21 protein-coding genes are annotated in these 22,816 nt (G+C 64.8%); 14 read left to right on the forward strand and 7 right to left on the reverse strand.

The features are described from left to right. Positions 1 to 149: 149 nt before the first annotated feature. Together J2R78_RS24930 and J2R78_RS24935 are read right to left on the reverse strand one after the other, a co-directional pair. Entirely contained in the window at positions 150 to 2,459 is a 2,310-nt protein-coding gene (locus J2R78_RS24930) for a glycosyltransferase family 41 protein (protein WP_253607199.1), read from the reverse strand. A gap of 296 nt (positions 2,460 to 2,755) precedes the next feature. Beyond that, positions 2,756 to 3,874, reverse strand: coding sequence for a hypothetical protein (locus J2R78_RS24935; protein WP_253607200.1), 1,119 nt, complete (start codon positions 3,872 to 3,874; stop codon positions 2,756 to 2,758). Between J2R78_RS24935 and J2R78_RS24940 the strand changes: the two genes are divergently transcribed. After that, on the forward strand, positions 3,873 to 4,556 hold the full coding sequence (locus tag J2R78_RS24940; protein ID WP_253607201.1) for a hypothetical protein: 684 nt from the start codon (positions 3,873 to 3,875) through the stop codon (positions 4,554 to 4,556). The genes J2R78_RS24935 and J2R78_RS24940 overlap by 2 nt on opposite strands. Before the next feature lie 235 nt (positions 4,557 to 4,791). Here the strand turns inward: J2R78_RS24940 and J2R78_RS24945 are convergent, their stop codons facing one another. The 4 genes from J2R78_RS24945 to J2R78_RS24960 all read right to left on the reverse strand — a co-directional run bounded on the left by J2R78_RS24945 (position 4,792) and on the right by J2R78_RS24960 (position 6,732). Continuing rightward, positions 4,792 to 5,058, reverse strand: a complete 267-nt coding sequence (locus tag J2R78_RS24945; RefSeq protein WP_253607202.1) for an HGGxSTG domain-containing protein — start codon at positions 5,056 to 5,058, stop codon at positions 4,792 to 4,794. Continuing rightward, complete coding sequence (locus J2R78_RS24950) at positions 5,055 to 5,228, reverse strand: hypothetical protein (protein WP_253607203.1); 174 nt, start codon at positions 5,226 to 5,228, stop codon at positions 5,055 to 5,057. Before J2R78_RS24950 ends, J2R78_RS24945 begins: the two co-directional genes overlap by 4 nt. Positions 5,229 to 5,809: 581 nt before the next feature. Continuing rightward, a complete protein-coding gene (locus tag J2R78_RS24955; RefSeq protein ID WP_253607204.1) occupies positions 5,810 to 6,076 on the reverse strand; it encodes an HGGxSTG domain-containing protein in 267 nt (88 codons plus the stop codon). Next, positions 6,073 to 6,732, reverse strand: coding sequence for a hypothetical protein (locus tag J2R78_RS24960; RefSeq protein WP_253607205.1), 660 nt, complete (start codon positions 6,730 to 6,732; stop codon positions 6,073 to 6,075). Before J2R78_RS24960 ends, J2R78_RS24955 begins: the two co-directional genes overlap by 4 nt. 418 nt (positions 6,733 to 7,150) lie before the next feature. On the opposite strand from J2R78_RS24960, the gene J2R78_RS24965 reads away from it, so the two are divergent. The 3 genes from J2R78_RS24965 (at position 7,151) to J2R78_RS24975 (ending at position 11,526) form a co-directional block, all read left to right on the forward strand. Then, entirely contained in the window at positions 7,151 to 9,472 is a 2,322-nt protein-coding gene (locus J2R78_RS24965) for a molybdopterin guanine dinucleotide-containing S/N-oxide reductase (protein WP_253607206.1), read from the forward strand. A 107-nt stretch (positions 9,473 to 9,579) separates the two neighbouring features. After that, positions 9,580 to 10,623 carry an alpha/beta fold hydrolase gene (locus J2R78_RS24970; protein ID WP_253607207.1) on the forward strand — a complete coding sequence of 348 codons (1,044 nt, stop codon included), beginning with the start codon at positions 9,580 to 9,582 and terminating at the stop codon, positions 10,621 to 10,623. Between the two features lie 27 nt (positions 10,624 to 10,650). Then, on the forward strand, positions 10,651 to 11,526 hold the full coding sequence (locus J2R78_RS24975) for a PhzF family phenazine biosynthesis protein (protein ID WP_253607208.1): 876 nt from the start codon (positions 10,651 to 10,653) through the stop codon (positions 11,524 to 11,526). A gap of 45 nt (positions 11,527 to 11,571) precedes the next feature. Here J2R78_RS24975 and J2R78_RS24980 read toward each other — a convergent pair whose 3' ends face one another. Beyond that, entirely contained in the window at positions 11,572 to 12,078 is a 507-nt protein-coding gene (locus J2R78_RS24980) for a helix-turn-helix domain-containing protein (RefSeq protein ID WP_028334861.1), read from the reverse strand. Between the two features lie 205 nt (positions 12,079 to 12,283). On the opposite strand from J2R78_RS24980, the gene J2R78_RS24985 reads away from it, so the two are divergent. The 10 genes from J2R78_RS24985 to J2R78_RS25030 all read left to right on the forward strand — a co-directional run bounded on the left by J2R78_RS24985 (position 12,284) and on the right by J2R78_RS25030 (position 22,799). Next, positions 12,284 to 12,922: a 2-hydroxychromene-2-carboxylate isomerase gene (locus J2R78_RS24985; protein ID WP_253607209.1), complete on the forward strand. Its 639-nt coding sequence runs from the start codon at positions 12,284 to 12,286 to the stop codon at positions 12,920 to 12,922. 59 nt (positions 12,923 to 12,981) lie between these two features. Further along, positions 12,982 to 14,526 carry a class I adenylate-forming enzyme family protein gene (locus tag J2R78_RS24990; protein ID WP_253607210.1) on the forward strand — a complete coding sequence of 515 codons (1,545 nt, stop codon included), beginning with the start codon at positions 12,982 to 12,984 and terminating at the stop codon, positions 14,524 to 14,526. A gap of 51 nt (positions 14,527 to 14,577) precedes the next feature. Beyond that, the gene (locus J2R78_RS24995; protein ID WP_016845326.1) at positions 14,578 to 15,315 is read left to right on the forward strand and encodes an SDR family oxidoreductase; all 738 of its coding nucleotides are present in this window, start codon (positions 14,578 to 14,580) and stop codon (positions 15,313 to 15,315) included. A 12-nt stretch (positions 15,316 to 15,327) separates the two neighbouring features. After that, the gene (locus J2R78_RS25000; RefSeq protein WP_253607211.1) at positions 15,328 to 16,509 is read left to right on the forward strand and encodes an acyl-CoA dehydrogenase family protein; all 1,182 of its coding nucleotides are present in this window, start codon (positions 15,328 to 15,330) and stop codon (positions 16,507 to 16,509) included. A 96-nt stretch (positions 16,510 to 16,605) separates the two neighbouring features. Next, positions 16,606 to 17,736, forward strand: coding sequence for an acyl-CoA dehydrogenase family protein (locus J2R78_RS25005; protein ID WP_253607212.1), 1,131 nt, complete (start codon positions 16,606 to 16,608; stop codon positions 17,734 to 17,736). A 15-nt stretch (positions 17,737 to 17,751) separates the two neighbouring features. Continuing rightward, positions 17,752 to 18,939, forward strand: a complete 1,188-nt coding sequence (locus J2R78_RS25010) for an acetyl-CoA C-acyltransferase (RefSeq protein ID WP_253607213.1) — start codon at positions 17,752 to 17,754, stop codon at positions 18,937 to 18,939. Positions 18,940 to 18,960: 21 nt separating this feature from the next. Continuing rightward, positions 18,961 to 19,971: a nitronate monooxygenase family protein gene (locus tag J2R78_RS25015; protein ID WP_253607214.1), complete on the forward strand. Its 1,011-nt coding sequence runs from the start codon at positions 18,961 to 18,963 to the stop codon at positions 19,969 to 19,971. 12 nt (positions 19,972 to 19,983) lie between these two features. Next, the gene (locus J2R78_RS25020; protein ID WP_253607215.1) at positions 19,984 to 20,757 is read left to right on the forward strand and encodes an enoyl-CoA hydratase-related protein; all 774 of its coding nucleotides are present in this window, start codon (positions 19,984 to 19,986) and stop codon (positions 20,755 to 20,757) included. Positions 20,758 to 20,798: 41 nt separating this feature from the next. Continuing rightward, the gene (locus tag J2R78_RS25025; protein WP_253607216.1) at positions 20,799 to 21,959 is read left to right on the forward strand and encodes an iron-containing alcohol dehydrogenase; all 1,161 of its coding nucleotides are present in this window, start codon (positions 20,799 to 20,801) and stop codon (positions 21,957 to 21,959) included. A 27-nt stretch (positions 21,960 to 21,986) separates the two neighbouring features. Then, positions 21,987 to 22,799, forward strand: a complete 813-nt coding sequence (locus tag J2R78_RS25030; protein WP_253607217.1) for a glutathione S-transferase — start codon at positions 21,987 to 21,989, stop codon at positions 22,797 to 22,799. Positions 22,800 to 22,816 lie beyond the last annotated feature (17 nt).

Genomic DNA, 22,816 nt, shown 5'->3' on the forward strand with positions numbered 1-22,816 from the left:
GCGAACCGGCATGGCCGGGATTCGAACCTGCCCGGGCGCCGGGTCGTTATATGATGGTTGTCATCTATTGTCTCGACCGGCCGGACGTCAAGGGATTGACTTCGCTCTCAGCGCTCCGCTGACGAGCGACTGCAGTCAGGCAGCAACGATCACGCCGGGACGACGATATGGTCCGGCGCAATGCCCGCCCGGTGACGCTCATACATCGCGGTATAGGCGGCCTCGATATGCCTAGTGAAACGTTTGGTATCGAACAACGGCGCCGTCAGCCGGTTGGCCGCCAGCCTGGTTCTGAGCGCCGCGAGCCTCGAAGGATGGGTCGCAAGATCGACCGCCATGCGCTCATAAGCCTCCGGCGATTCCGCAATCAGCTCGGGCAGGCCGACCGCATGGAGCAAGCTCGCCGCGACCCGGCTGGCAAACGTGTCGCCGAGAATGGTCAGCACCGGCAGGCCGGCCCATAGCGCATCGCTGGCGGTGGTGTGGGCATTGTAGGGAGTGCTGTCGAGGAACAGGCCGGCGAGGCGATGGCGTGCGAGATGGTCGGGCAACGACATCCGCGGTGCGAACACAAGGCGCTCCGCAGCCACGCCACGCGCGACCGCCTCCTTTCGCAAATTTGCGGCAGAGTCGGCGTTGGCTTCGAGCAGCCACAACATGCTGCCCTCGACGCGGCCGAGAATCCGCATCCACCGATCGAACATGTCAGCCGTGATCTTGTAGTTGTTGTTGAAGCAGCAGAACACGAAGCCCGTCGGCGCCAGCCCCACGTCGCCGCGCGTGAACACGCGATCGGCAATGACGCGTTTGTCGTCGTTGGCCTGATAGCTGCCGGGCAGGGCGACCACCTTTTCGCTGTAGAATTCGCGATGGTGATCCGGGATCACGATGCGATCGGCGATGATGTAGTCGATGAACGGGGCACCGAGTGTTCCCGGATAGCCCAGATAATTGACCTGGATGGGGGCAGGCCGGCGGCCAAGCACTCTGGTGCGGGATCCCCCGGTAAAGCCTTTCAGATCAACCAGGATGTCGATTTCCAATCGTCTGATCAGGTCGGCGACCTCATCGTCGTTGATGTCCCGGACCTCGACAAATCGATCGAACGACGCCTCCAGCCGTCGACGCATCTCCGAGGGGTCGTCGGGCGACCACGAGATTGCCACCGTCTCGAATTTCGACCGGTCGTGGCACTCGAACATCCCTGCCATCAACAGCGATGTCGCGTGGTTGCAGAAATCCGAGGAGAAATAGCCGATGCGAATTCGATCGTGATCGTAGCGCTCGCCCCGCCAGCGCTGGCTTGCGGACGGCGGATGATTCTTCGCGGTCCATCGCGTGGCGCATAGCAGTTGGTCGGCGGTCGATGAAGGAACGCTGCAAAACAGGAATGGCGGCGTCGTCGCGTTCCGGATCCTGATCGACTCGATAAGTTGGTCGCACTCGGCGTCAAAGTCGGTCCAGTCGCACATGTGGGATTTGGCGTGCAGACGATAGCCTTCGATGTCGGCCTGGTCCGGTTTGAGCGCGACGGCCTTGTCATAGGCGGCGAGTGCCTCGGGATAGCGCGCCAGAGTGGACAGAACCTTGCCGCGGTTGGCGTGGGCAGCCGCATCGTCGCCCTTGTGCTGGATCGCCTTGTCGATGCTGGCGAGCGCCGCGTCGTGATGCCTGAGCCTGAACAGCGCCGAGCCGCGGTTGTTGTAGGCCTCGCCATAGTCGGGCTGGAGCGCGATCGCCTTGTCGTAACTTGCAACTGCCTCTTCGAGACGATCCAGTTCGATCAGCACGTTGCCGCGATTGTAGCACGCGCCGGCAATTTTCGGGGCCCGGTCGTAGCTCGCGAGCGCATCATCGAACCTCTTGAGGTCGTTGAGCACGTTGCCGCGATCGTTGTGTGCGCCGGCATCGTTGGGCTTGAGCGCAATCGCCCTGTCCAGGCTCGCCAGCGCCTCCTCGGGCCGCTGCAGCTTTCTCAGCGCGGTGCCCCTGTTTCGATGGGCATCCGCATGGTCAGGCGCGAGCGCGTGCACGCGATCGAAGCTTGCGAGCGCCTCCTCGTGGCGCCCAAGGTCGGCGAGCGTAAGTCCGCGATTGTAGAGCGCCGGCGCGAGGTTTTGCTTGAGCGCGACCGCCCTGTCGAAGCTCGCGAGCGCTTCGTCGAAGCGACGCAACGCGCGCAGCGCGTTGCCGAGGTTGCTGTGCGCGTCCGCGACGTTGCCGTTGAGCCTGATCGCGCGCCGGATCAGGTCGACGCCGCGCTCGCTACGGCCGGTCTGCGCGGAAATCAGGCCCAGCAGATGCAGTGCATCGAAGTTGTCCGGCTGCTGTCGGAGCATGTCTTCATAGATCTTTTCCGCGGCCGCGAGCTGACCCCGCTGATGCAGCGCGACAGCCTGCGCGAAGGCGCGCTGCAAGTCGGTCGAACTGGATTTTTGAAATTCACCTGTTTCGGGCATCAGACGTCTTCACGCGCTCCGTGTCCGGGTCCTGGCCTCACGCTGGCAGACCTGTCGCATCCTGTGCCCGCGATATGGATCGCCCGTTGATTAAAGGTTGAAAACTGGCAGATCGTTCTCGATCGCGCAACGGCCTCCAGGAACAGCTCCGCGAATAGTCGGGCTGAAGCGGATGGTCCTCGGTCAGCCCGGCGGCTGCCTCGTCGTCGGCCGCAGCCGAACCGTGGACAGTCACGACGGAAGCGGGGGCATCGTCTGGAGCATCAAGGCCGGGCGTTCACGATGCGGCCGCCATTCTAGCTTGAACACGCATCGTTGCTGAGAAGCGGCGTTGGGTTCTCGGTCGAATTTTCCCCGCCGCGATACCATGGCTTGAAACGAAACCCGGTTCTCGCATACGACCATGGCGCGGTCAGGGATCGGGCGCTGCCCTCCGTCGTATATTCTGAAGCGACGTTAGGGTCTGGATTATAGAGCGAGAAGACGCCGCGCCAGCTGCCGTCCGGCTGCTCCTGGGCGTAGGACAGCTCCACCTTGTTTCGTGAGACCGAAACCAGACGATCCGAAACGTGATCGAACACGAATGGCCGCTCGAACCAGATCGTCGTTTCGTCCTGCTTGATTGCGACGTTGGCCTCCTGTCTTGCCGTGCCGCCGCCCACCAGCAGGGGAATCCCCAGCGGCACCGCGACATCGGCGGTGGCGGTTGCATTGAGACGGTGGGCGGAAAGCGTCGATGCAAAACCATCCGGCCGCGCGATGATGGTCTTCTTCGTGAACGGGCCGTGCGGGCTATCTGCCGTGGCAACCAGCGCGACGGCATTCTGCGTGTTGTTGTAGTAGCCGTGATAAAAGATGACATACTCGCCGTTCGCGCGCCGGCAGGCATAGCTGATCGACAGCCCGGACGCCTCCTCCGGCAGTGAGGGGGTGATCACGGCGCCCTGGCGCGTGAATGTCATGCCGTCGACGCTGGTGGCCAGCTTGATCTGCTTCGACGCGCGGTCGAGGTAATAGATCATGTACGGCTCGGCTGCTCCGGGCTCATACACCACCTGCGCGGGGCCGATCCCGCCGGGCTCGGACGCGTCAGACTGAAAAGCGATTCCTTGCGGGATCCAGGCGCCGCCGTTTGTCGACGTCCAGAGCCGCAGCTGAAACCAGCCCGTCGTATAGGCGGACGCATAAAGACGCCTTGTATGCGCATCCGGCGCGATCGCGGATGGCCACGCCAAATGAAGAACGCCATCGGGCGGCGAAAGCGCCGGCGTCAGGCTCGACACCAGGCCGTCGTCGCCGAACTCCCAGATGTGATAAATGCCGCTGCTCCCGAGGCCATTGAGAAACCAGCTTCTGGCAATTGCGCCTGCCGGGAAAAGCGTGAGGATGACGAAAACAAGCCCCCGCGCAATCATGAAATTTATCCTGGGTCGTGCCGTCTATCGAGCAAACAATTCCGCTGTGATGACACACTCGGGCGCCCGTTTCGCCCGGAAATTTGTTTCTGAAAATGACGCGGGCCTCGGATTGAGACGCGCAGGACGCGCCGGCGGATTCAGTTATGTCCCCCCCGCAGCGAGCAAGCCTGCCTCCGAAATGATTGGGGCTTTCACCAAAGATCAAATGTTGCAGATTTTAGCTCGCCAAACCGAAGCGGGGAACGCACTCGTAACGGCAGGATTGGTAGAGGATTGGCTGCAAAAACTCCTTCTGGCCGCTGGCCGAGAAGACCTGACCAACGACGATGCATCACGCTTATTCGACGGACCCATGGGTCCGTTGAAGTCATTTTCCAACAAAATCGAAATCTCTTACATGCTGAATCTGATCGACAAGCAAACGCGCAAGGAACTGCGTCTGATCAAGAAGATCCGAAACAATTTCGCACACAGTAGTCGCTTTGTGAGTTTTGGCACCGAACACATAGCGAAGGATTGTCGGGAGCTTTCAACTTGGAGAAAGGGAGAGAGCAATGAGGCGTGTTATAGGGCTTCAGCAGTTCGATGCATCAATACGATCTCGGCCAAGATGGATGAATTGATGTACGCGAACGCTATCAGCGCTCCACCAGAGGTTTCCCTCGAAGACGAGGCTTAGTTAGGCCCGTAGAACACGATTGCGGAAAACTGCCCGTTTTCTCAGGCCGGCCGGCAAAAATGGCAGTCTTTCGTTTCTGGACTGGACATGATTGCGGTTACAGTGCACTCAAATATCTGTCGTCGCCGTCGCTGCTATTCATCTCAATCGCGGTTTCGCGGCACGCGCGGGGCAGATCACGCTCGGATGATCTCTCACTCGAGCGGATATAGCTAGGTGCCATCACCGCAAGCCATCACTTCATACTCTCCAGCATCTTCCGCGCCTCACCCAACAGTACCAGAATCTGCCGTCGCTCCGCGATCGCATCCCAGCTGAACAGTCCGTGCTTGTGCGCGTTCCGGTTCGCCCTCGGCGCGCCGGATCCCTCGGCACCGCCGTGCATGCGGCAGCGCGTCTTGCCGTGCACGGCATGCGCCCGGCACGAGCTGCCGCAGCGGGTCTTGGCGCCACAACGCGGGCTCGCCAGCATCGGGCCGGTATTCTTGACGTGATCGCTCATGCCTGTGCGTCCGGCCTGGCATCGGCGGCACCCTGCCGTCGCCTGGCGCCCGCGGGCCCCAGTGCCCGCGCCGCGGATGCCGGCTTCTGGTCCGACACGACCACATTCGCATGCTGCGTGACGTTGCCGACGATGGCGTTGCCGCCGCCCTCGACCTTCACGTTCTGCACGGTGACAAGCCCAACAGGCCGGCAATTGGAAAGAGAGGGGTACTTCCTCAGTCGGACGCAAGGAGCCCACAGGGTTGGCGCTGGCAGCTTACAGGGGCTAGCCCGGATGGACGGTCCCGTAGATTTACCATGACCCGGAATTCCAGCTGCCTGGCGCCGGAGCGGGCGCTAAGTTGATCGCGCGGGGGCGGCGCCTTGAGGTCAGGAGGCCGCAATGGAGCGTCTGTATTTGGGCATCGCCGTCACCAGCACTTACGCGCTGGTCACCATTGCGCTGATCCTGGCCTTCGTGCGCTGACCGCCGGGAATCCGGATCTTTGCTCGCGGGGCCGCTACGGGGTGCGTTGTCGTCTTCGCGGAATGCGGCAATGTCCGGCTACCGTTAACCTTTTACTGCGTCAGCGGGTTTAATCGTCATGCCGAGGCCTGTAGCGATAACCCTGATGAGTTTGGCCGTTGCAACGCTCACGGCGTTCGGCATCGCCGCAGCCCTCATGATCCATTAGCGGGAATGGGCCAGCGGGATTTCGCGCCCGGCGGCCCATTGGTCGTTGAGGCGTGCGGCCATTTGCGAAACGCAATCACTTCATCCCTTCCAGCATCCTCCGCACGTCCCCCAACAACGCCCGGATCTGTCGCCGCTCGGCGATCGCATCCCCCGTGAACCGGCCGTGCTTGCGCGCATTCCGGTTCGCCCGTGGCGCGCCGGATCCCTTCGCGCCGCCGTGCATGCGGCAGCGCGTCTTGCCGCGCACCGCCGGCGCGCGGCACGAACCGCCGCAGCGGGTCCTGGCGCCGCAACGCCGGCTGGCCAGCATCGGGCCGATCGTTTGGATGTGGCCGCTCATGCCTGTGCGTCCCGCCCGGCATCGGCGGAATTCCGCCGTCGCCTCGAACCCGCGGCCCTCAGTGCCCGCGTCGCGGATGCCGGGTTGTTGTCCGAGACGATCACGCTCGCATGCTGCGTGACGGTGCCGACGATGGCGTTGCCGCCGTCCTCGACCTTGACGTTCTGCACGGTGACGGCGGGCTCGCCATGGCTCCGGTGGCGGTTCAGCGCCTCGATCTGGGCTGGAAAGGTGCGGGCGAGCCGGCCCAATGCGCGCGCGGCGCTGTCGTGCTGGGCGAGGTCCTTGGCATGCGCGAGGTGATGGGCGCATCGCATCGCCATCACATGGACCGACACCATCTGCGCCACCAGCATGGCCTCGACGGAATCCCGCGGACCGATGCTTCTCACCATCGAGATCATGAAGGCGAGGTTGACCTCGCAGGGCTTGCCGCCGCTCACGCTGGCCTTGACCAATTGCCGCAGGATGCCGTCCATCGCGTCGCGGTCGGCAACGCCCAGTGCATTCGCCATCAGCTGTGCGCCGAGCTCCGGATCAGGATGGTCGATGCAGAAGCCGTGCGAGGAGAATTTGATCCGCGGGGGTGCGGCAGCCTGGGTCTGGCCGGTTGCGGCGGCCATCGTCGGCACGGCGATGTCGGGTGCAGTATCCATGTCGGGTAGTCCCTGGAATGCGCGCGGCAAGCGCGCAGACGATCGCTCGCTGCGGCAGCCGGTGCGATGTCGATTGTGGGGAGGGGGTTCGGTCTCACGTGCATCCGTCGCGCCCGCTGTTGCGGGCGAGGGGGCATTTGCACGATTTCGGAATATTGGAAATGTATCCCTGATTTGCCCGACGCGTCAAGTGGCCTTGTCGGGCGCCGGCGGCCGCCCCGGCCCCTTTGCATGGGGTTGTTTTCGATATTTTGGCGGCGTGCCTCCGGCGGGAGTTCCGCCGCCGTCAGCCGCAGTCATGCCGGCAAGGCGCGGTGCGATCCGTGTTAGCGGGTACCGCGCGCCGATTGGATCATTATACTGGCGGGGAATGTTGCGACAGGCGTGGCGAGGGCCGGCCTGGGATGAAGGAGCATCGATGAGCGAGACCATTGGCCACCCCGATCCCGGCCTCGATCTGTCCGACGGTTTCAAGCCGCACACCTCGCATTGGGGCGTGTTCTCGGCGCGGCTCGGCAAGGCGGGTCTCGAAGTCAGGCCCTATGCCGCTGATCCCGATCCGAACCGCATCATCAACAACTTCCCCGGCGCGTTGCGCCACCAGGCGCGCATCGCGCAGCCCGCGATCCGCCGCGGCTGGCTCGAGCGCGGGCCCGGCCCTGACGATCGCCGCGGCCGCGACGAGTTCGTCTCGGTGAGCTGGGAGCAGGCGCTCGACCTGCTCGGCGGCGAGCTGACGCGGATCCGCGACACGATCGGCCCCGGCGCGGTGTTCGGCGGCTCCTACGGCTGGTCCAGCGCGGGCCGCTTCCATCACGCGCAGAGCCAGGTGCACCGCTTCCTCAACATCGCCATGGGCGGCTATGTCCGCTCGGTGAACACCTATTCCTCGGGCGCGTCCTCGGTGCTGCTGCCGCAGATCCTGACCGGCTACGAGGACATCACCAAGCGCAACGTCACCTGGGAGCAGATCGCGGCCGAGACCGACATCGTGCTGGCGTTCGGCGGCATGGCGCTGAAGAACTCGATGGTGGCCGGCGGCTCGATCAGCAAGCATGTCGAGCGCGGCGCGATGGAGGCCGCGCAGCGGCGCGGCTGCGCGTTCGTCCTGGTCAGCCCGCTGCGTGACGATCTCCCCGTCGAGGCCGGCGCCGAATGGCTGACGGCCACACCCGGCACCGATACCGCGCTGATGCTCGGCATCGTCCACACTTTGGTCAGCGAAGGCCTGCACGATCAGGCCTTCCTCGATCGCTACACCGAGGGCTGGCCGGTGTTTTTGCGCTATCTCACCGGCGAGAGCGACGGTCAGCCCAAGAGTGCCGAATGGGCCGCGGCGATCTGCGGCATCGATGCGGGCACCATCAGGACGCTCGCGCGCCGGCTTGCCGGCCGCCGCGCGCTGATCACCGTGTCGCATTCGCTGCAGCGCGCCGAGCATGGCGAGCAGCCGGTGTGGATGGGCATGGTTTTGGCGGCGGCGCTCGGCCAGATCGGCCTGCCCGGTGGCGGCTACGCCTATTCGCTCGGCGCGATCGGCTATTACGGCCGCCGCGTCAATGCGGTGCCGGGACCGACGCTCGGGCAGGGCCGCAACGGCGTCGCCGACTTCATTCCGGTGGCGCGCATCGCCGACATGCTGCTCAATCCCGGCACCAGCTATCGCTACAATGGCGAGACGCGGACCTATCCGGATATCCGGCTGGTCTACTGGGCCGGCGGCAATCCGTTCCACCATCACCAGGACCTCAACCGCCTGCGCAAGGCGTTTGCGCGGCTCGACACGCTGGTGGTACATGAGCTCGCCTGGACCGCGACGGCCCGCCACGCCGACATCGTGCTGCCTTCCACCATGACACTGGAACGCGAGGACATCGGCTATTCCAGCAACGATCCCTTGATGGTCGCGATGCACCGGATCGCCGAGCCGTTCGGCCTTGCGCGCGACGACTACGAGATCTTCGCCGATCTCGCCGAGCGGTTAGGGGCTCGCGAGCCTTTCACGGAAGGACGCACCTCGCGGCAATGGCTAGAACATCTCTTTGAGCCGACCCGCAAGGCGCTCGCCGTCCGCGGGCTCGAGGCCCCGAGCTTCGAGGAGTTCTGGACGCGCGGCAGCCTGGTGGTGCCGCAGCATCTCGACGACGGCGGCTCGCTGCGCCGTTTTCGCGAGGACCCGGTCGCGCGGCCGCTGCCGACGCCGAGCGGCCGCATCGAGATCTTTTCGCGGAAGATCGCTAGCCACGGCGATGCGGATTGTCCGGGCCATCCGGTCTGGCTCGAGAAGACCGACACGCCGACGCCGGGCGCGCCGTGCTTCCTGGTCGCCAACCAGCCGGTGACGCGGCTGCACAGCCAGCTCGATTTCGGCGGCCATTCGCTCGACGCCAAGCATCGCGGCCGCGAGGTCGCGCGCATGAATCCGCGCGACGCCAAGCCGCGCGGCATCGCCGACGGCGACATCATCCGCATCTTCAACGCACGCGGCGCCTGCCTCGCCGCGGTGCATGTCACCGACGGCATCGCACCCGGCGTGGTTCAGCTGCCGACCGGCGCCTGGTACGATCCGATGGATCCCGAGGAGGAAGCGCCGCTCTGCGTGCACGGCAATCCGAACGTGCTGACCCGTGACATCGGCACGTCATCCTTCGCGCAGGGCTGCACCGGCCAGCTCACGAGCGTCGAGGTCGAGCGCTTCAACGGCAATCTGCCGCCGATCCGGGCGTTCGATCCGGCGTAGAGGGGGATCGCAGCCGATCACGAACAAATCATCGGTGGGTGCTGGATGGCGTTAAGCCGTTCGGCTACGGCATCACGAGATCGCCCCTGAGTTCTGGATTTGCCGAGATGCCCCTGAAAACCCTGTTTCACATCGCCGTCGCTGCGACCGTTGCGCTCGGATCGTCCAACGCCTTGGCGCAATCGGCCGCCGAGCCGGCCTACGGACCGGAGTTGCAGGGCTTCGACTATCCCTATCCGGTGGAGCATTATCGCTTCAGCTCGCAGGGGCAGGAGCTCGACATGGCCTATCTCGACGTCAAGCCGGCGACGCCGAACGGCCAGACCGCGGTGCTGCTGCACGGCAAGAATTTCTGTGCCGCCACCTGGGACGGCACCATCAAGGCGCTCAGCGGCGCCGGCTATCGCGTGATCGCGATCGACCAGATCGGCTTCTGCAAATCCAGCAAGCCGGAGCGCTATCAGTTCACCTTCCAGCAGCTCGCCGGCAACAGCCGCGCGCTGCTCGCCTCGCTCGGGATCGCGCATTCGATCATGGTCGGCCACTCGACCGGCGGCATGCTGGCGATGCGCTACGCCCTGATGTATCCGGAGGCCACCGACCACCTGGTTTTGGTCGATCCGATCGGACTGGAGGACTGGAAGGCCAAGGGCGTGCCGTGGCTCAGCCTCGACGGCTGGATGCAGCGCGAGACGCGCGTCACCGCGGACAGCATCCGCGCCTATGAGCGCGCCACCTATTACGCCGATACCTGGGATGCGTCCTACGAGACGTGGGTGCAGATGCTGGCCGGCATGTATCGCGGAGAGGGCCGCGCTGCCGTGGCGTCGAGTTCGGCGCGGCTCTACGACATGATCGCGACCCAGCCGGTGTTCTACGAATTCGAGCAGATCAAGCCGCCGACGCTGCTCTTCGTCGGCGACAAGGACACCACCGCGATCGGCAAGGACACTGCGCCGCCGGAGATTCGCAAGACGCTCGGCAATTATCCGGTGCTGGGCAAGGAGGCGGCCAAGCGGATTCCGCATGCGCAGCTGATCGAATTCCCCGACCTCGGCCATTCGCCGCAAATCCAGGCGCCGGCGCGCTTCCACGAGGCGCTGCTCGGCTGGCTGCAGCATCCGGAGACCGGCGCGACGCTGGTCAAGTAGGCGACGGCGAGACAGGCGAGCGACATCATGACGACAGCCGAACTGGTCAGCGTGTTCACGGTGGATGGGCAGGGCGGCAATCCCTGTCCGATCGTGGTGGATGCTAGCGGCATGAGCGCCTCCGAGATGCAGGATGTTGCCCGCCGCCATGGTCACGAATCCGGCTTCGTGCTGCCGGCACAGAGTGACGATTTCGACGCCACGTTCCGCTTCTTCGTTCCGAACCACGAAATGGAAATGTGCGGCCACGCGACCATCGGTGCGCTCTGGCTGCTTGCGCGCCAGGGAAGGCTGCCGGGCGACACCATCCGGATCTCGACGCGCAGCGGTCCGGTCAGCGGCTTCATCAGCCGTGATCGTCACGGCGAGCCGCGTGTCGAGATCACTCAGCCGGCCGGAAAGGCCGTTCCGCTCACCACGGGGCAACGCGACGACGTGCTGCGGGCGCTCGCGGTCGGGCCGGAAGCGATCGACGCGGCGACACCGTGCAATGCCGTCACATCGCGGATCAAGACACTCGTTCCGATGCGCTCTCCCGAAGCGCTGAATGCGCTCGATCCCGCGATAGGGGACGTCGAGGCGGTCTGCGGCCGGATCGGATCGACCGGGCTCTATCCATTCGCCGTGATCGACCGAAAAGCTCGCCTGTTCGAGGCGCGGCAATTCCCGCGCTCCTCCGGCTATCGCGAGGATGCCGCAACCGGCATTGCGGCCGCCGCGCTGGCGTTCGGGTTGCTCGACTATGGCTTGGTCGCTCCTGATGACGACGAGATTCGAATCCTGCAGGGCAGGGCGATGGGGCGGCTGTCGGAGATACGCGTCCGCATCGGCTTCGCCGGCGGCCGTCCCGTCGGCTGCCTGCTGGGCGGCAATGTTGCGCTGATGGCTGCGCCGTCAGGCTGAGTAGCCGCCAGCGCGGGGCGCCGGCTTCGCGAACAGTATCCAGGTCTAATCAGCGGCACGCTTGGCTCGCTCCTGCGCCTTGGCGTGCACCGGTGACGATTTCCGCGCACCGGGGCCGGGATGCACGTGGACCGCCTTCGCGCTCAGCGGCTCGCCGCATTCCGAGCAGACCATGACGGGATCGAACATCTTCTTGCAGGTCTTGTGTTCGTGCAGCATCGGCCGGCCGCGCGAATCGACCATGTGGACGTTGCCCCAGTGCACGATCGACATGATGATCGGATAAAGATCGAGCCCCTTCTGCGTCAGGATGTATTCGTAGCGCTTCGGCGCCTCCTGATACGGAATCTTGCGCAGCACGCCGAAGCGCACCAGCTTCTTCAGCCGGTCGGCGAGCAGATGCCGCGTGATCCCGAGCGAGGCCTGGAAGTCATCGAACCTGCGGATGCGCAGGAAACATTCGCGCAGGACCAGCAGGCTCCAGCGGTCGCCGATGACAGCCACCGTGCGGGCCACCGAGCACGGCTCCTCCTCGAGGGCATCCCATTTCATCAGCATCTCCTGCGGTCTGCGCCGACATCGCCTTTTAAATTCTAAAACAGAACTAACGCAATTTCAATAGGATGCCTCGCCTGCAGCCGTGACTTAGTCATTGGATGACAAATATCATATTGACAGTTCTAAAATAGAACTTAAGGTCCCGGCTCGATCAACGCGGCGGCTGAGGGCTGCTGGTACTCAAAGGGAAGGGCGTTCCATGGTTGCTCCGCTCAAGGTCGAATTCCATTTCGATTTTGGAAGTCCGAACGCCTATCTGGCGGAGCAGGCGCTGCCCGAAATCGAGAAGCGCACCGGCGTGAAGTTCGACTACATCCCGGTGCTGCTCGGCGGCGTCTACAAGGCGACCGGCAACATGTCGCCCGGCGAGTCGCTGCGCGGCATCAAGAACAAGCCCGAGTATAACGCGATCGAGACCGAGCGCTTCCTGCGCCGCTACAACATCACGACGTTCAAGACCAACCCGTTCTTTCCGGTCAACACGCTGATGCTGATGCGCGGCGTCGTCGCTGCCGATTTCGAAGGGCTGTTCGAGCCGTACTTTCGCGCCGCCTACCACCACATGTGGTCCGAGCCCAAGAAGATGGACGATCCGCAGGTGTTACGCGAAGCGTTCCTGTCTTCCGGCCTCGATATCGACCGCATCATCGCCCGCGCCCAGCAGGACGAGGTGAAGAAGAAGCTGATCGACAACACCAGCAACGCGGTGGCGCGCGGCTCGTTCGGCTCACCGACCTTCTTTGTCGGCGACGAGATCTTCTTCGGCAAGGACAAGCTGCGCGAGGTCGAGGACGAGATCGTCGCGCAACTGGTTGCGGGGCGGCGCAAGACCGCCTGAGCGGGAAAATTCCTCAAGACAACAAATCAGGCCCAAAGGGCTGTCACAGGGAGGTTTCAGTGCAGGCGTCGACCCAGTTTGAAGGAAGTGTGGAAGGCTTGCCGAACCGCATCCACGAGGTGATCGATCACCACGTCGGGGCGACGCCGGATCATCCGGCGCTGATCGACGACAAGACGCGGCTGACCTACCGCGAGCTCGACCGAACGGTCGGTCGCGTCGCCGAGGCGCTGCGGGCGCTCGGCATCCGCGCCGGCGACCGCATGATGATCGTGAGCGAGAATTCGATCCCGCTCGCCTGCCTGCTGCTGGCGGCGAGCCGGCTCGATGCTTGGTCCATCGTGGTCAATCCCCGGCTGTCGCCGCGTGAGCTCGACCAGATCAGGGATCACAGCGGCGCCCGCCGCGTGCTGCTGACCGCCGAGGTCTCGCAGGAGGCGGCTACGCATGCCGCGCGTTACGAGGCCGCCGTGCAGGATGTCGGTCCGCTCCGCGGCATCGCCGTCACCGGTTTGAACCTGGCAACCGTGGCGGAGCCGGTCGAGGCCGACGGCGCCAACCAGGTTGCAGTTCTCATCTACACCTCCGGCACTACGGGCACGCCGAAGGGCGTGATGCTGACCCATCGCAATCTCTTGTTCAGCGCCCGGGCGACGGCAAGCTTCCGAAAGATGGCGGCCGATGACGTGCAGTATTGCGTGCTGCCGATCTCGCATATCGTCGGCATCTCGTTGCTGACCATGACCCTGATGATCGGCGCCACCGTGCGTCTGGTGGCGAAATACGATCCGGCCGCGCTGGTCAAGGCGATGACTGAAGAGGGCATCACGATCCTGAACGGCGTGCCCGCGACCTATCAGCGTCTGCTCGAATACCGGCGCAATACCGGCCTGCCGAAGCTCGATCGCGGCCGGTTGCGGGTGATCTCGGTGGCCGGCGCGCCGCTCGACCTCGATCTCAAATCACGGGTCGAGCAGGAGCTCGGGCTGCCGCTGCTCAACGGTTACGGCATCACCGAATGCTCGCCGGGCATCTCCGGCGTCCGGCCCGACAATCCGCGGGCCGATCATGCGGTCGGCAGCGTCATGCCGGGCCTCGAGGCAAAACTGGTCGGCCGCGACCTCAAGCCGGTTGCGGCAGGGGAAGTCGGCGAGCTGCATGTTCGCGGCCCCAACGTGATGCGCGGCTATTACCGCGCGCCCGATTTGACCGCCAAGGCGATCGATCCCGACGGCTGGTTCAACACCGGGGATCTGGCCCGCTTCGAGAACGATGCGCTCTACATCGTCGGGCGGACCAAGGAGATGATCATCCGCTCCGGGTTCAACGTCTATCCGGCCGAGATCGAGGCGGTGCTGAGCACGCACGACGCCGTGGTGCAGTGCGCCGTGGTCGGCCGGCCGGTCGAGGGCAACGAAGAGGTGGTTGCCTTTGTGCAGCTGATCAAGGGTTCGATCGCCACGGTACAGGACCTGATGGCCCATATTGCCCCGCAACTCACCTCGTACAAGCGGCCGTCGGAGATTATCCTGATGGACGCGCTGCCCGCGACATCGACGGGCAAGCTGCTGAAGCACAAGCTGGCGGAGTCGCTGCGCGGCTGAGGGTGAGCCGACGCCGCAAGCCAGTTCACTCAAACAAGACCGGAGAACACCATGCAGAAGAGAAACAGGACGGTGGCCGTCATTGGTGCCGGTGATTTTATCGGCGGCGAGATCGCCAAGAAGTTCGCCTCCGAAGGCTTCACGATCTTCGCCGGCCGCCGCAACGGCGACAAGCTGGCGCCGCTGGTCAAGGAGATCGAGGCCGCCGGCGGCGAGATCCATGCCCGCTCGCTCGATGCGCGCAAGGAAGAGGAGATCACGGCCTTCCTCAACGATGCCGACAAGCATGCGCCGCTCGAGGTTTGCATCTTCAATATCGGCGCCAACGTCAATTTCCCGATCCTGGAAACCACCGAGCGCGTGTTCCGCAAGGTCTGGGAGATGGCCTGCTACTCCGGCTTCCTGGCTGGGCGCGAGGCGGCGCGGCTGATGATGCCGCGCGGCGAGGGCAACATCTTCTTCACCGGCGCCACCGCGTCGCTCCGCGGCGGCAGCGGCTATGCCGCCTTTGCCAGCGCCAAGTTCGGCCTGCGCGCCGTGGCGCAAGCGATGGCGCGCGAGCTCGGACCGAAGAATATCCATGTCGCGCATCTGATCATCGATTCCGGCGTCGATACCGAATGGGTCCGGCAGCGCCGCATCGAGGCGCTCGGTCCGAACGCGCTCGACAATCCCGATCTCTTGATGCCGCCGGCATCGGTCGCGGGCGCCTATTGGCAGCTCTATCAGCAGCCGAAGAGCGCCTGGACCTTCGAGTTGGAAATCCGGCCCTTCGGCGAGAAGTGGTAGGGAGCCGGTCAGATGGAGCTCGCGCTATCCCCTGAAGATGCGGCGTTCCGCGATGAGGTTCGCGCCTTCATCAAGGACAACTACCCGGCGGAGATGCGCGTCGCCAATCCGGAGACCGATCTCTCCAAGGAGCAGATGCTGCTGTGGCATCGCATCCTGCATGACAAGGGCTGGATCGCGCCGCTCTGGCCTAAGGAATATGGCGGGCCCGGCTGGTCGATCACCCGCCGCTTCATCTTCGAGCAGGAGACGACGCGCGCCGGCACGATGCCGCCGCTGGCGTTCAGCGTCACCATGGTCGGGCCCGTCATCTACACCTTCGGCAACGATGTGCAGAAGAAGAAATTCCTGCCGCGCATCCTTTCCGGCGAGGATTGGTGGTGCCAGGGCTATTCGGAGCCGGGCTCCGGCTCCGACCTCGCGACCGTGCGCACCAAGGCGGTGCGTGACGGCGACCACTACATCGTCAACGGCCACAAGAGCTGGACCACGCTGGCGCAGCACGCCGACTGGATCTTCTGCCTGGTGCGCACCGATCCCACGGCCAAGCCGCAGTCCGGCATCTCGTTCCTCTTGATCGACATGAAGTCGCCCGGCGTCACCGTGCGCCCGATCATCACCATCGACGGCTCGCACGAGGTCAACGACGTCTTCCTGGAGAACGTGCGCGTTCCCGCCGAGAACTTGATCGGCGAGGAAAACAAGGGCTGGACCTACGCCAAATTCCTGCTCGGCAATGAGCGCACCAGCATGGCCGGCATCGGCCGCTCGACGCGCTACATCGCGCGGCTGAAGAAGATCGTGAAGGCGGAGATCCCCGAAGACGATCCGGCGCATCTGGAATTCATCCGGGACATCGCCCGCGTCGAGCTCGACGTGCTGGCGCTGGAGGCGACCGAGCTTCGCGTCGTCGGCCAGATGGCGCGCGGCATCGACCCGGGACCGGCCGCCTCGTTGTTCAAGATCCGGGGCACCGAAATCTTCCAGAACATCACTGAGCTGACGCATCGGGCGATCGGCAATTACGGGCTTGCGATCCGCGAGCATCCGGTCAGCGCCAATCACTTCATGCCGGGCCCCGACTACGGCCACACCGCGTCGGAGAAATTCCTCAACTCGCGCAAGCTCTCGATCTACGGCGGGTCGAACGAGATCCAGCGCAACATCATCGCCAAGGCGGTGCTTGGTCTCTAGAGCATGATCCGGAAAAGTGTGAAGCGGTTTTCCGAAGAGATCATGCTCAAACAAAGAAAGCGCATTTCATCGCGCTTTAACGGCAACGAGGATCGGATGGATATCCAGTTCACGGAAGAGCAGGAATTGTTGCGGTCCAGCGTCCAGCGGCTGCTGCGCGACCAGTATGATTTCGACGCCCGCCGCAAGATCGTCGCGAGCGAGGAGGGTTTTGGCCGCAAGCAATGGGCTGAATTCGCCGAGCTCGGCCTGCTCGCCGCGCCGTTCTCGGAAGCGGTCGGAGGGCTCGGCGGCGGGCCGTTGTCGACCATGATCATCATGCAGGAGTTCGGCCGCCATCTTGTCGTGGAGCCCTTCGTCGAGACGGTCGTCGTCGCGGGTGGCTTGATCGAGCAGGCAGGTTCCGACGCGCAGAGGCAGGCGTTCATCGCCGACATCATCGCTGGCACGAAACTCTGGGCGCTGGCCTGGACCGAGAAGGGCTCGCGCTTCGATCTCGCCACCGTCACCACCACGGCGCGCCGCGAGGGCAACGATTATGTGCTCACCGGCGAGAAGACGACGGTGACCGCCGCGCCGTGGGCGGATTATCTGATCGTCTCCGCGCGCACCTCGGGCCATCGCCACGATCGTGGCGGCGTCAGCCTGTTCGTGGTCGATCGCCGGGCGGCCAATCTCGACCTGCAAAGCTTCAAGACGATCGATGGCCGCAGAGCGGCCGAGGTCAGCCTGCGCGGCGTGCGCGCGCAATTGCTGGGCAGTGAAGGCGAGGGCGTCGCCGCGTTGGAGGCCTGCCGCAACCGCGCCATCGGCGCGCTCTGCGCCGAGGCGGTCGGCGCGATCGGCGAACTGAACGCTGCGACCCTGGACTATTCCAAGACGCGAAAGCAGTTCGGCGTCACGATCGGCAGCTTCCAGGTGCTGCAGCACCGGATGGTCGATATGTTCATCGCGCTTCAGGAGGCGTTGTCGCTGATGCAGCATCTCAGCCTCAGTCTCAATGACGATGAGGCCGGCGTGTCTCGGCTCGCCTCGGGTGCCAAGTCGAAGATCGGCTATGCCGGCAAGTTCGTCGCCGATCAGGCGGTGCAGCTGCACGGCGGCATGGGCATGACTGACGAGCTCAATGTCGGCCACTACTTCAAGCGGATTTCCTCCATCAACATCCAGTTCGGCGATCCCGCCTATCACGTGCTGCGCTATGCGCAGCTCGACGCGGCCGCCTAAGCCAGAGAGGCAAGCATGTCACAGGATGCAGTCATCGTTTCCACCGCGCGCACCGGCGTCGGCAAGGCCTATCGCGGCGCGCTGAACAACACCGACGGCCCGACTTTGGCCGGCCATGTGATGGCCGAAGCGGTGAAGCGTGCCGGCATCGCGCCCGGCGAGGTCGAGGACGTGGTGATGGGCTGCGCGATGCAGCAGGGTACCATGGTGATGAACCTCGCGCGCAAGGGTGCCATCCGCGCCGGGCTGCCGGTGACGGTCGCCGGCACCACCATCGACCGGCAATGCGCCTCCGGCCTGCAGGCGATCGCGGTCGCCGCCCGCTCTGTCATGCTCGACGGCGTCGAGATCGCGATCGGCGGTGGCATCGAGTCGATCAGCCTGGTGCAGAACGAGCACATGAACAGGTTCCATGCCGTCGACGACGAGCTGATGGCAATGAAGCCCGAGATGTACATGTCGATGCTGGAGACGGCGGAAGTCGTCGCCGAGCGCTACGGGATCGGCCGCGACAAGCAGGACGAGTACAGCCTCGAATGCCAGCGCCGCGTCGGCGCCGCGTTGCAGGGCGGCCGCTTCAACGACGAGATCGTGCCGATCACGACCAAAATGGCCGTGGTCAACAAGGACACCAGGGAAGTCAGCTACCAGCAGGTGACGCTGGCCAAGGATGAGGGGCCGCGGCCGGATACCACGGCGGACGGGCTCGCCAAGATCAAGCCGGTGTTCTCGGGCAAGACCATCAGCGCCGGCAACGCCAGCCAACTATCGGATGGCGCTTCGGCCTGCGTGATCATGAGCGACAAGGTTGCCGCGCAGAAGGGCCTGAAGCCGCTCGGCATCTTCCGCGGCTTCGTCGCCGCCGGCGTCGAGCCGGACGAGATGGGCGTCGGCCCGGTTGCCGCGATCCCGCGGCTCCTCAAGCGGCACAACCTCAAGATCGACGACATCGATCTCTGGGAACTCAACGAGGCCTATGCGGTGCAGGTGATCTATTGCCGCGACAAGCTCGGCATCGATCCGGACAAGCTGAACGTCAATGGCGGCTCGATCGCGATCGGCCATCCCTACGGCATGACCGGGGCGCGGCTCACCGGTCACCTCTTGATCGAGGGCCGGCGGCGCAAGGCGAAATACGGCGTGGTGACCATGTGCATCGGCGGCGGCATGGGCGCGGCGGGCCTGTTCGAAATCGTCCACTGAGCGGAAACGCGGGAGAGACTTGTGAAGACAGCAATCACTGAACTGTTCGGCATCCAGCATCCGATCATCCAGGGCGGCATGCATTTTGTCGGCTTCGCCGAGATGGCGGCCGCGGTGTCCAACGCCGGCGGCCTCGGCATCATCACCGGCCTGACCCAGAAGACGCCGGAGCTGCTGGCGAAGGAGATCGCGCGCTGCCGCGACATGACCGACAAGCCGATCGGCGTGAACCTGACCTTCCTGCCGAGCTTCACCGCGCCGCCCTATCCCGAATACATCGCGGCGATCCGCGAGGGCGGCGTCAAGGCGGTGGAAACCGCGGGCCGCAGCCCGGAGCAGTACATGCCGGCGCTGAAGGCGGCCGGCATCAAGGTGATCCACAAATGCACCTCGGTGCGGCATTCGCTGAAGGCCGAGAAGATCGGCTGCGACGCGGTCAGCGTCGACGGTTTCGAGTGCGGTGGCCATCCCGGCGAGGACGACATCCCGAACATGATCCTGCTGCCGCGCGCAGCGGACGAATTGAAGATCCCGTTCGTCGCCTCGGGCGGCATGGCGGACGCGCGCAGCCTTGTCGCGGCGCTGTCGATGGGCGCTGCCGGCATGAACATGGGCACGCGCTTTATCGCGACCAAGGAGGCACCGGTTCATCCCAATGTGAAGCAGGCGCTGCTCGACGCCGACGAGCTCGACACCCGCCTCGTGATGCGCGCGCTGCGCAATACCGAGCGCGTGCTGAAGAACAAGGGCGTCGACGAGCTGCTCGAGATCGAGCGCGAGAGGGGCGCTAAGCTGAAGATCGAGGACATTCATGAGCAGGTCGCCGGGGTCTACCCGAAGGTGATGATCGACGGCGAGATGGACGCCGGCGCCTGGAGCTGCGGCATGGTGGTCGGCCTGATCAACGACATCCCGACCGTCAAGGAGCTGATCGACCGCATCATGGCCGAAGCCGAAGCGATCATCCGGCAGCGGTTGACCGGCTTCCTCGACGGTAAGTTCGAAACCATGCCGGCCCGCGCGGTCGCCTGACGGGAGAGTGCCATGACCGAGCATGTCAAGGTTGAGATCGCCGCCGGCGTCATGACGCTGACCTTGCAGCGGCCCGAGAAGAAGAATGCGCTGACCGGCGCCATGTATGACGCCATGTCGAACGCGCTGAAAGAGGCCGAGGCGGATCCGTCCGTCCGCGTGGTCCTGTTCCAGGGCGACGGCGACAGCTTCACCGCGGGCAACGACCTCGCCGACTTCGCGAGCCAGGCACGCGGCGAAAGCGCGGTCGATAGCCCCGCGCATCGCTTCATCGAGACCATCAGCAAGGTCGGCAAGCCGCTGGTCGCCGCCGTGCAGGGCAATGCGGTCGGCGTCGGCACCACCATGCTGCTGCATTGCGACCTGGTCTATCTCGCCGAGAACGCGCGGCTGATCACGCCCTTCGTCAATCTCGCGCTGGTGCCAGAGGCGGCGTCGAGCTGGCTGCTTCCCTTAAGGATCGGGCATGCGCGCGCCTATGCGATGTTCGCGCTCGGCGAGCCGATGGACGCGCAGGGCGCGCTGGCATCGGGTCTCGCCAATGCCGTGGTGCCGCAGGCCGATCTGCGCCAGAGGGCGCATGACGCGGCGATCGCGCTGACCAGGCGGCCGGCAGGGTCGCTCGGCATGACCAAGAAGCTGATGCGCGAGCAGCAACGGATCGCGGCGCAGATCGCCGAGGAAGGCGTTTTGTTCAAGGAGCGGCTGACGACGCCCGAGGCGCGCGAGGCCTTTGCCGCCTTCGCCGAACGGCGTCAGCCCGATTTCACCAAGCTGTCGGCCTGACCGGCGGCGTAACTCACGGACACATCGAGGGAGTGAAGAGCATGCGCGTCACCGGCAGCCATCAATACCCGACCATGGAATCCGTGATCTACGGCAAGCTGGCGGCCGAAGCGCTGCGCGAGGAGGCCGAGCGGCTGGACGCCAGGCGCGTCTATCTGATCGCCAGCCGGACGTTGAACACCACGACCGACGAGATCGTGAAGATCCGTCAAGCGCTCGGCGACCGCCATGCCGCGACCTTCGACGGCGTGCCGCAGCACACGACGCGGGACGTGGTGACGCAGATCGCGCGGCAGGCCAGCGAGGCCAAGGCGGACCTCGTCGTCGCGATCGGCGGCGGCTCGGTGGTCGATGCGGCAAAGATCGTGCTGATGTGCATCGAGCAAGCGATCTTCGAGCCTGATGGCCTCGACGGCTTCGAGACCACGCCGGACCGCCGCTTCGGGCCATTCCGCACGCCGAAAGTGCGCATGATCGCGATCCCCAGCACGCTGTCCGGCGGCGAATACAATTCCGGCGCGCTGGTCACCGATACCAGCCGCAAGCTGAAGCAGATCTTCAACCATCCAATGATGATGCCGCGCAGCATCATCCTCGATCCCGCGATCACGAAATATACGCCGGAGAAGCTCTGGCTCGGCTCCGGGACGCGGGCGATGGATCACGGCATCGAGGCGATCTGCTCCAGCCGTCCCAACGTGCTGGTCGATGCGGTGTGCCAGCAGGGGCTGCGCTATCTGCACGACGGCCTGCTGCGCACCAAGGCCCACCCCGACGACGCGGCGGCGCGGTTGAGCTGCCAGCTCGGCTCCTGGCTGTCGGCGTTCGGATTGCAGTCGCGGGTGCCGATGGGCGCCAGTCATGCCATCGGCCATGTGCTCGGCGGCACCTGCGATGTGCCGCATTATTTCTGCACGGCGGTGATGATGCCGAGCGTGCTGCGCTACAACCGCCCGGCGACGGAGGCAGCCCAGCAATCGATCGCCGCCGCGCTCGGCGCGCCGGGGCGCGACGCCGGCGAGGCGTTTGCGGCGTTCATCGCGGAGCTCGGCCTGCCGCGCCGGCTTGCCGATGTCGGCGTCGGCGAGGACCGGTTCGAGCTGATCGGTAAGAACGCCATGCTGTCGATCTTCACGCGCGCCAACCCGCAGCCGATCCGCGAGCCCGGCGACGTCGTCAAGATCCTGAAGCTGGCCGCCTGAGGCTTGTTGCAACGGGAGCAGTCCACCATGGCCGCCTTGCGCATCTTCTCCTATCTGCCGAACCCACGGGTCTGGAAGGCGACCATCGCGGCGCGGTTCTGCGGCGTCGATGTCGAGGTCAGGGGAGCCTCCGGCAAGGAGCTGCGGGACTGGCTGTGGGATTATGATGCCCGCCCGCTGGCGGAGCACGAGCGCGCCTCGCTGTCGTCGCTGGCGCGGACCGGGCGGGTCGGACTGACCGGCGCGCAGCTGTTCAAGACCGATGCATTCATGGTGGCACAGCCGTTCGGCAATGTGCCGGCGGCATTCGGCGCCGACGGCAAGGTCGGGATCTTCGAATCGAACAGCATCATGCGCACGGTGGCGCGGCTCGGCGAGGCGAAGTTCCCGCTCTACGGACGCGACGCCTATGAGGCGTCGCGGATCGACAGTTTTCTCGATGTCAGCCTGGTGTTCGCGCGGGACTCGCAAATCTATCTGCTGGCGCTCTCGGGCGGCACCGTCGATGCGGCCATTCATGCGCGGGCCAAGGATGCGTTCGCGATCTATGCGTCCGGCATCGAGCAGGCGCTGTCGCCGCGGCGGGAGGCGCTGGTCGGGAACGGTATCTCGATTGCCGACCTCTGCTTTGCCGCCGAACTCGCGCTGTTCATGAATGAACATGCGCGGACCGAGCAGCTGAAAAAGCAAGGATTGGCGAAAATCCTGCATTCGGGCGTGCAGGATGAGTATCCGCTGATGTTCGCGCACTTTGATCGCCTGATCGCGCATGAGCACGTCGGGCTGGATCTCAAGCCTTATGTCGAGAAGCTGCTGTCGAAGGCGGCCGCCAGACCATGAAGGCCATGGGCCGCAAC

The sequence above is a fragment of the Bradyrhizobium sp. USDA 4538 genome (assembly GCF_024171045.1).
Taxonomy (GTDB): domain Bacteria; phylum Pseudomonadota; class Alphaproteobacteria; order Rhizobiales; family Xanthobacteraceae; genus Bradyrhizobium; species Bradyrhizobium australafricanum.

What these genes read in the sequence shown, in the direction of transcription:
- J2R78_RS25005 (WP_253607212.1), top strand. Translation starts at nt 16,606, where the DNA reads ATGGATATCCAGTTCACGGAAGAGCAGGAATTGTTGCGGTCCAGCGTC.
- J2R78_RS24995 (WP_016845326.1), top strand. Translation starts at nt 14,578, where the DNA reads ATGCAGAAGAGAAACAGGACGGTGGCCGTCATTGGTGCCGGTGATTTT.
- J2R78_RS24945 (WP_253607202.1), bottom strand. Translation starts at nt 5,058, where the DNA reads ATGAGCGATCACGTCAAGAATACCGGCCCGATGCTGGCGAGCCCGCGT.
- J2R78_RS25000 (WP_253607211.1), top strand. Translation starts at nt 15,328, where the DNA reads ATGGAGCTCGCGCTATCCCCTGAAGATGCGGCGTTCCGCGATGAGGTT.
- J2R78_RS24940 (WP_253607201.1), top strand. Translation starts at nt 3,873, where the DNA reads ATGAAATTTATCCTGGGTCGTGCCGTCTATCGAGCAAACAATTCCGCT.
- J2R78_RS24960 (WP_253607205.1), bottom strand. Translation starts at nt 6,732, where the DNA reads ATGGATACTGCACCCGACATCGCCGTGCCGACGATGGCCGCCGCAACC.
- J2R78_RS24970 (WP_253607207.1), top strand. Translation starts at nt 9,580, where the DNA reads ATGCCCCTGAAAACCCTGTTTCACATCGCCGTCGCTGCGACCGTTGCG.
- J2R78_RS24935 (WP_253607200.1), bottom strand. Translation starts at nt 3,874, where the DNA reads ATGATTGCGCGGGGGCTTGTTTTCGTCATCCTCACGCTTTTCCCGGCA.
- J2R78_RS25020 (WP_253607215.1), top strand. Translation starts at nt 19,984, where the DNA reads ATGACCGAGCATGTCAAGGTTGAGATCGCCGCCGGCGTCATGACGCTG.
- J2R78_RS24985 (WP_253607209.1), top strand. Translation starts at nt 12,284, where the DNA reads ATGGTTGCTCCGCTCAAGGTCGAATTCCATTTCGATTTTGGAAGTCCG.
- J2R78_RS25010 (WP_253607213.1), top strand. Translation starts at nt 17,752, where the DNA reads ATGTCACAGGATGCAGTCATCGTTTCCACCGCGCGCACCGGCGTCGGC.
- J2R78_RS25025 (WP_253607216.1), top strand. Translation starts at nt 20,799, where the DNA reads ATGCGCGTCACCGGCAGCCATCAATACCCGACCATGGAATCCGTGATC.
- J2R78_RS24930 (WP_253607199.1), bottom strand. Translation starts at nt 2,459, where the DNA reads ATGCCCGAAACAGGTGAATTTCAAAAATCCAGTTCGACCGACTTGCAG.
- J2R78_RS24955 (WP_253607204.1), bottom strand. Translation starts at nt 6,076, where the DNA reads ATGAGCGGCCACATCCAAACGATCGGCCCGATGCTGGCCAGCCGGCGT.
- J2R78_RS25030 (WP_253607217.1), top strand. Translation starts at nt 21,987, where the DNA reads ATGGCCGCCTTGCGCATCTTCTCCTATCTGCCGAACCCACGGGTCTGG.
- J2R78_RS24965 (WP_253607206.1), top strand. Translation starts at nt 7,151, where the DNA reads ATGAGCGAGACCATTGGCCACCCCGATCCCGGCCTCGATCTGTCCGAC.
- J2R78_RS24975 (WP_253607208.1), top strand. Translation starts at nt 10,651, where the DNA reads ATGACGACAGCCGAACTGGTCAGCGTGTTCACGGTGGATGGGCAGGGC.
- J2R78_RS24980 (WP_028334861.1), bottom strand. Translation starts at nt 12,078, where the DNA reads ATGAAATGGGATGCCCTCGAGGAGGAGCCGTGCTCGGTGGCCCGCACG.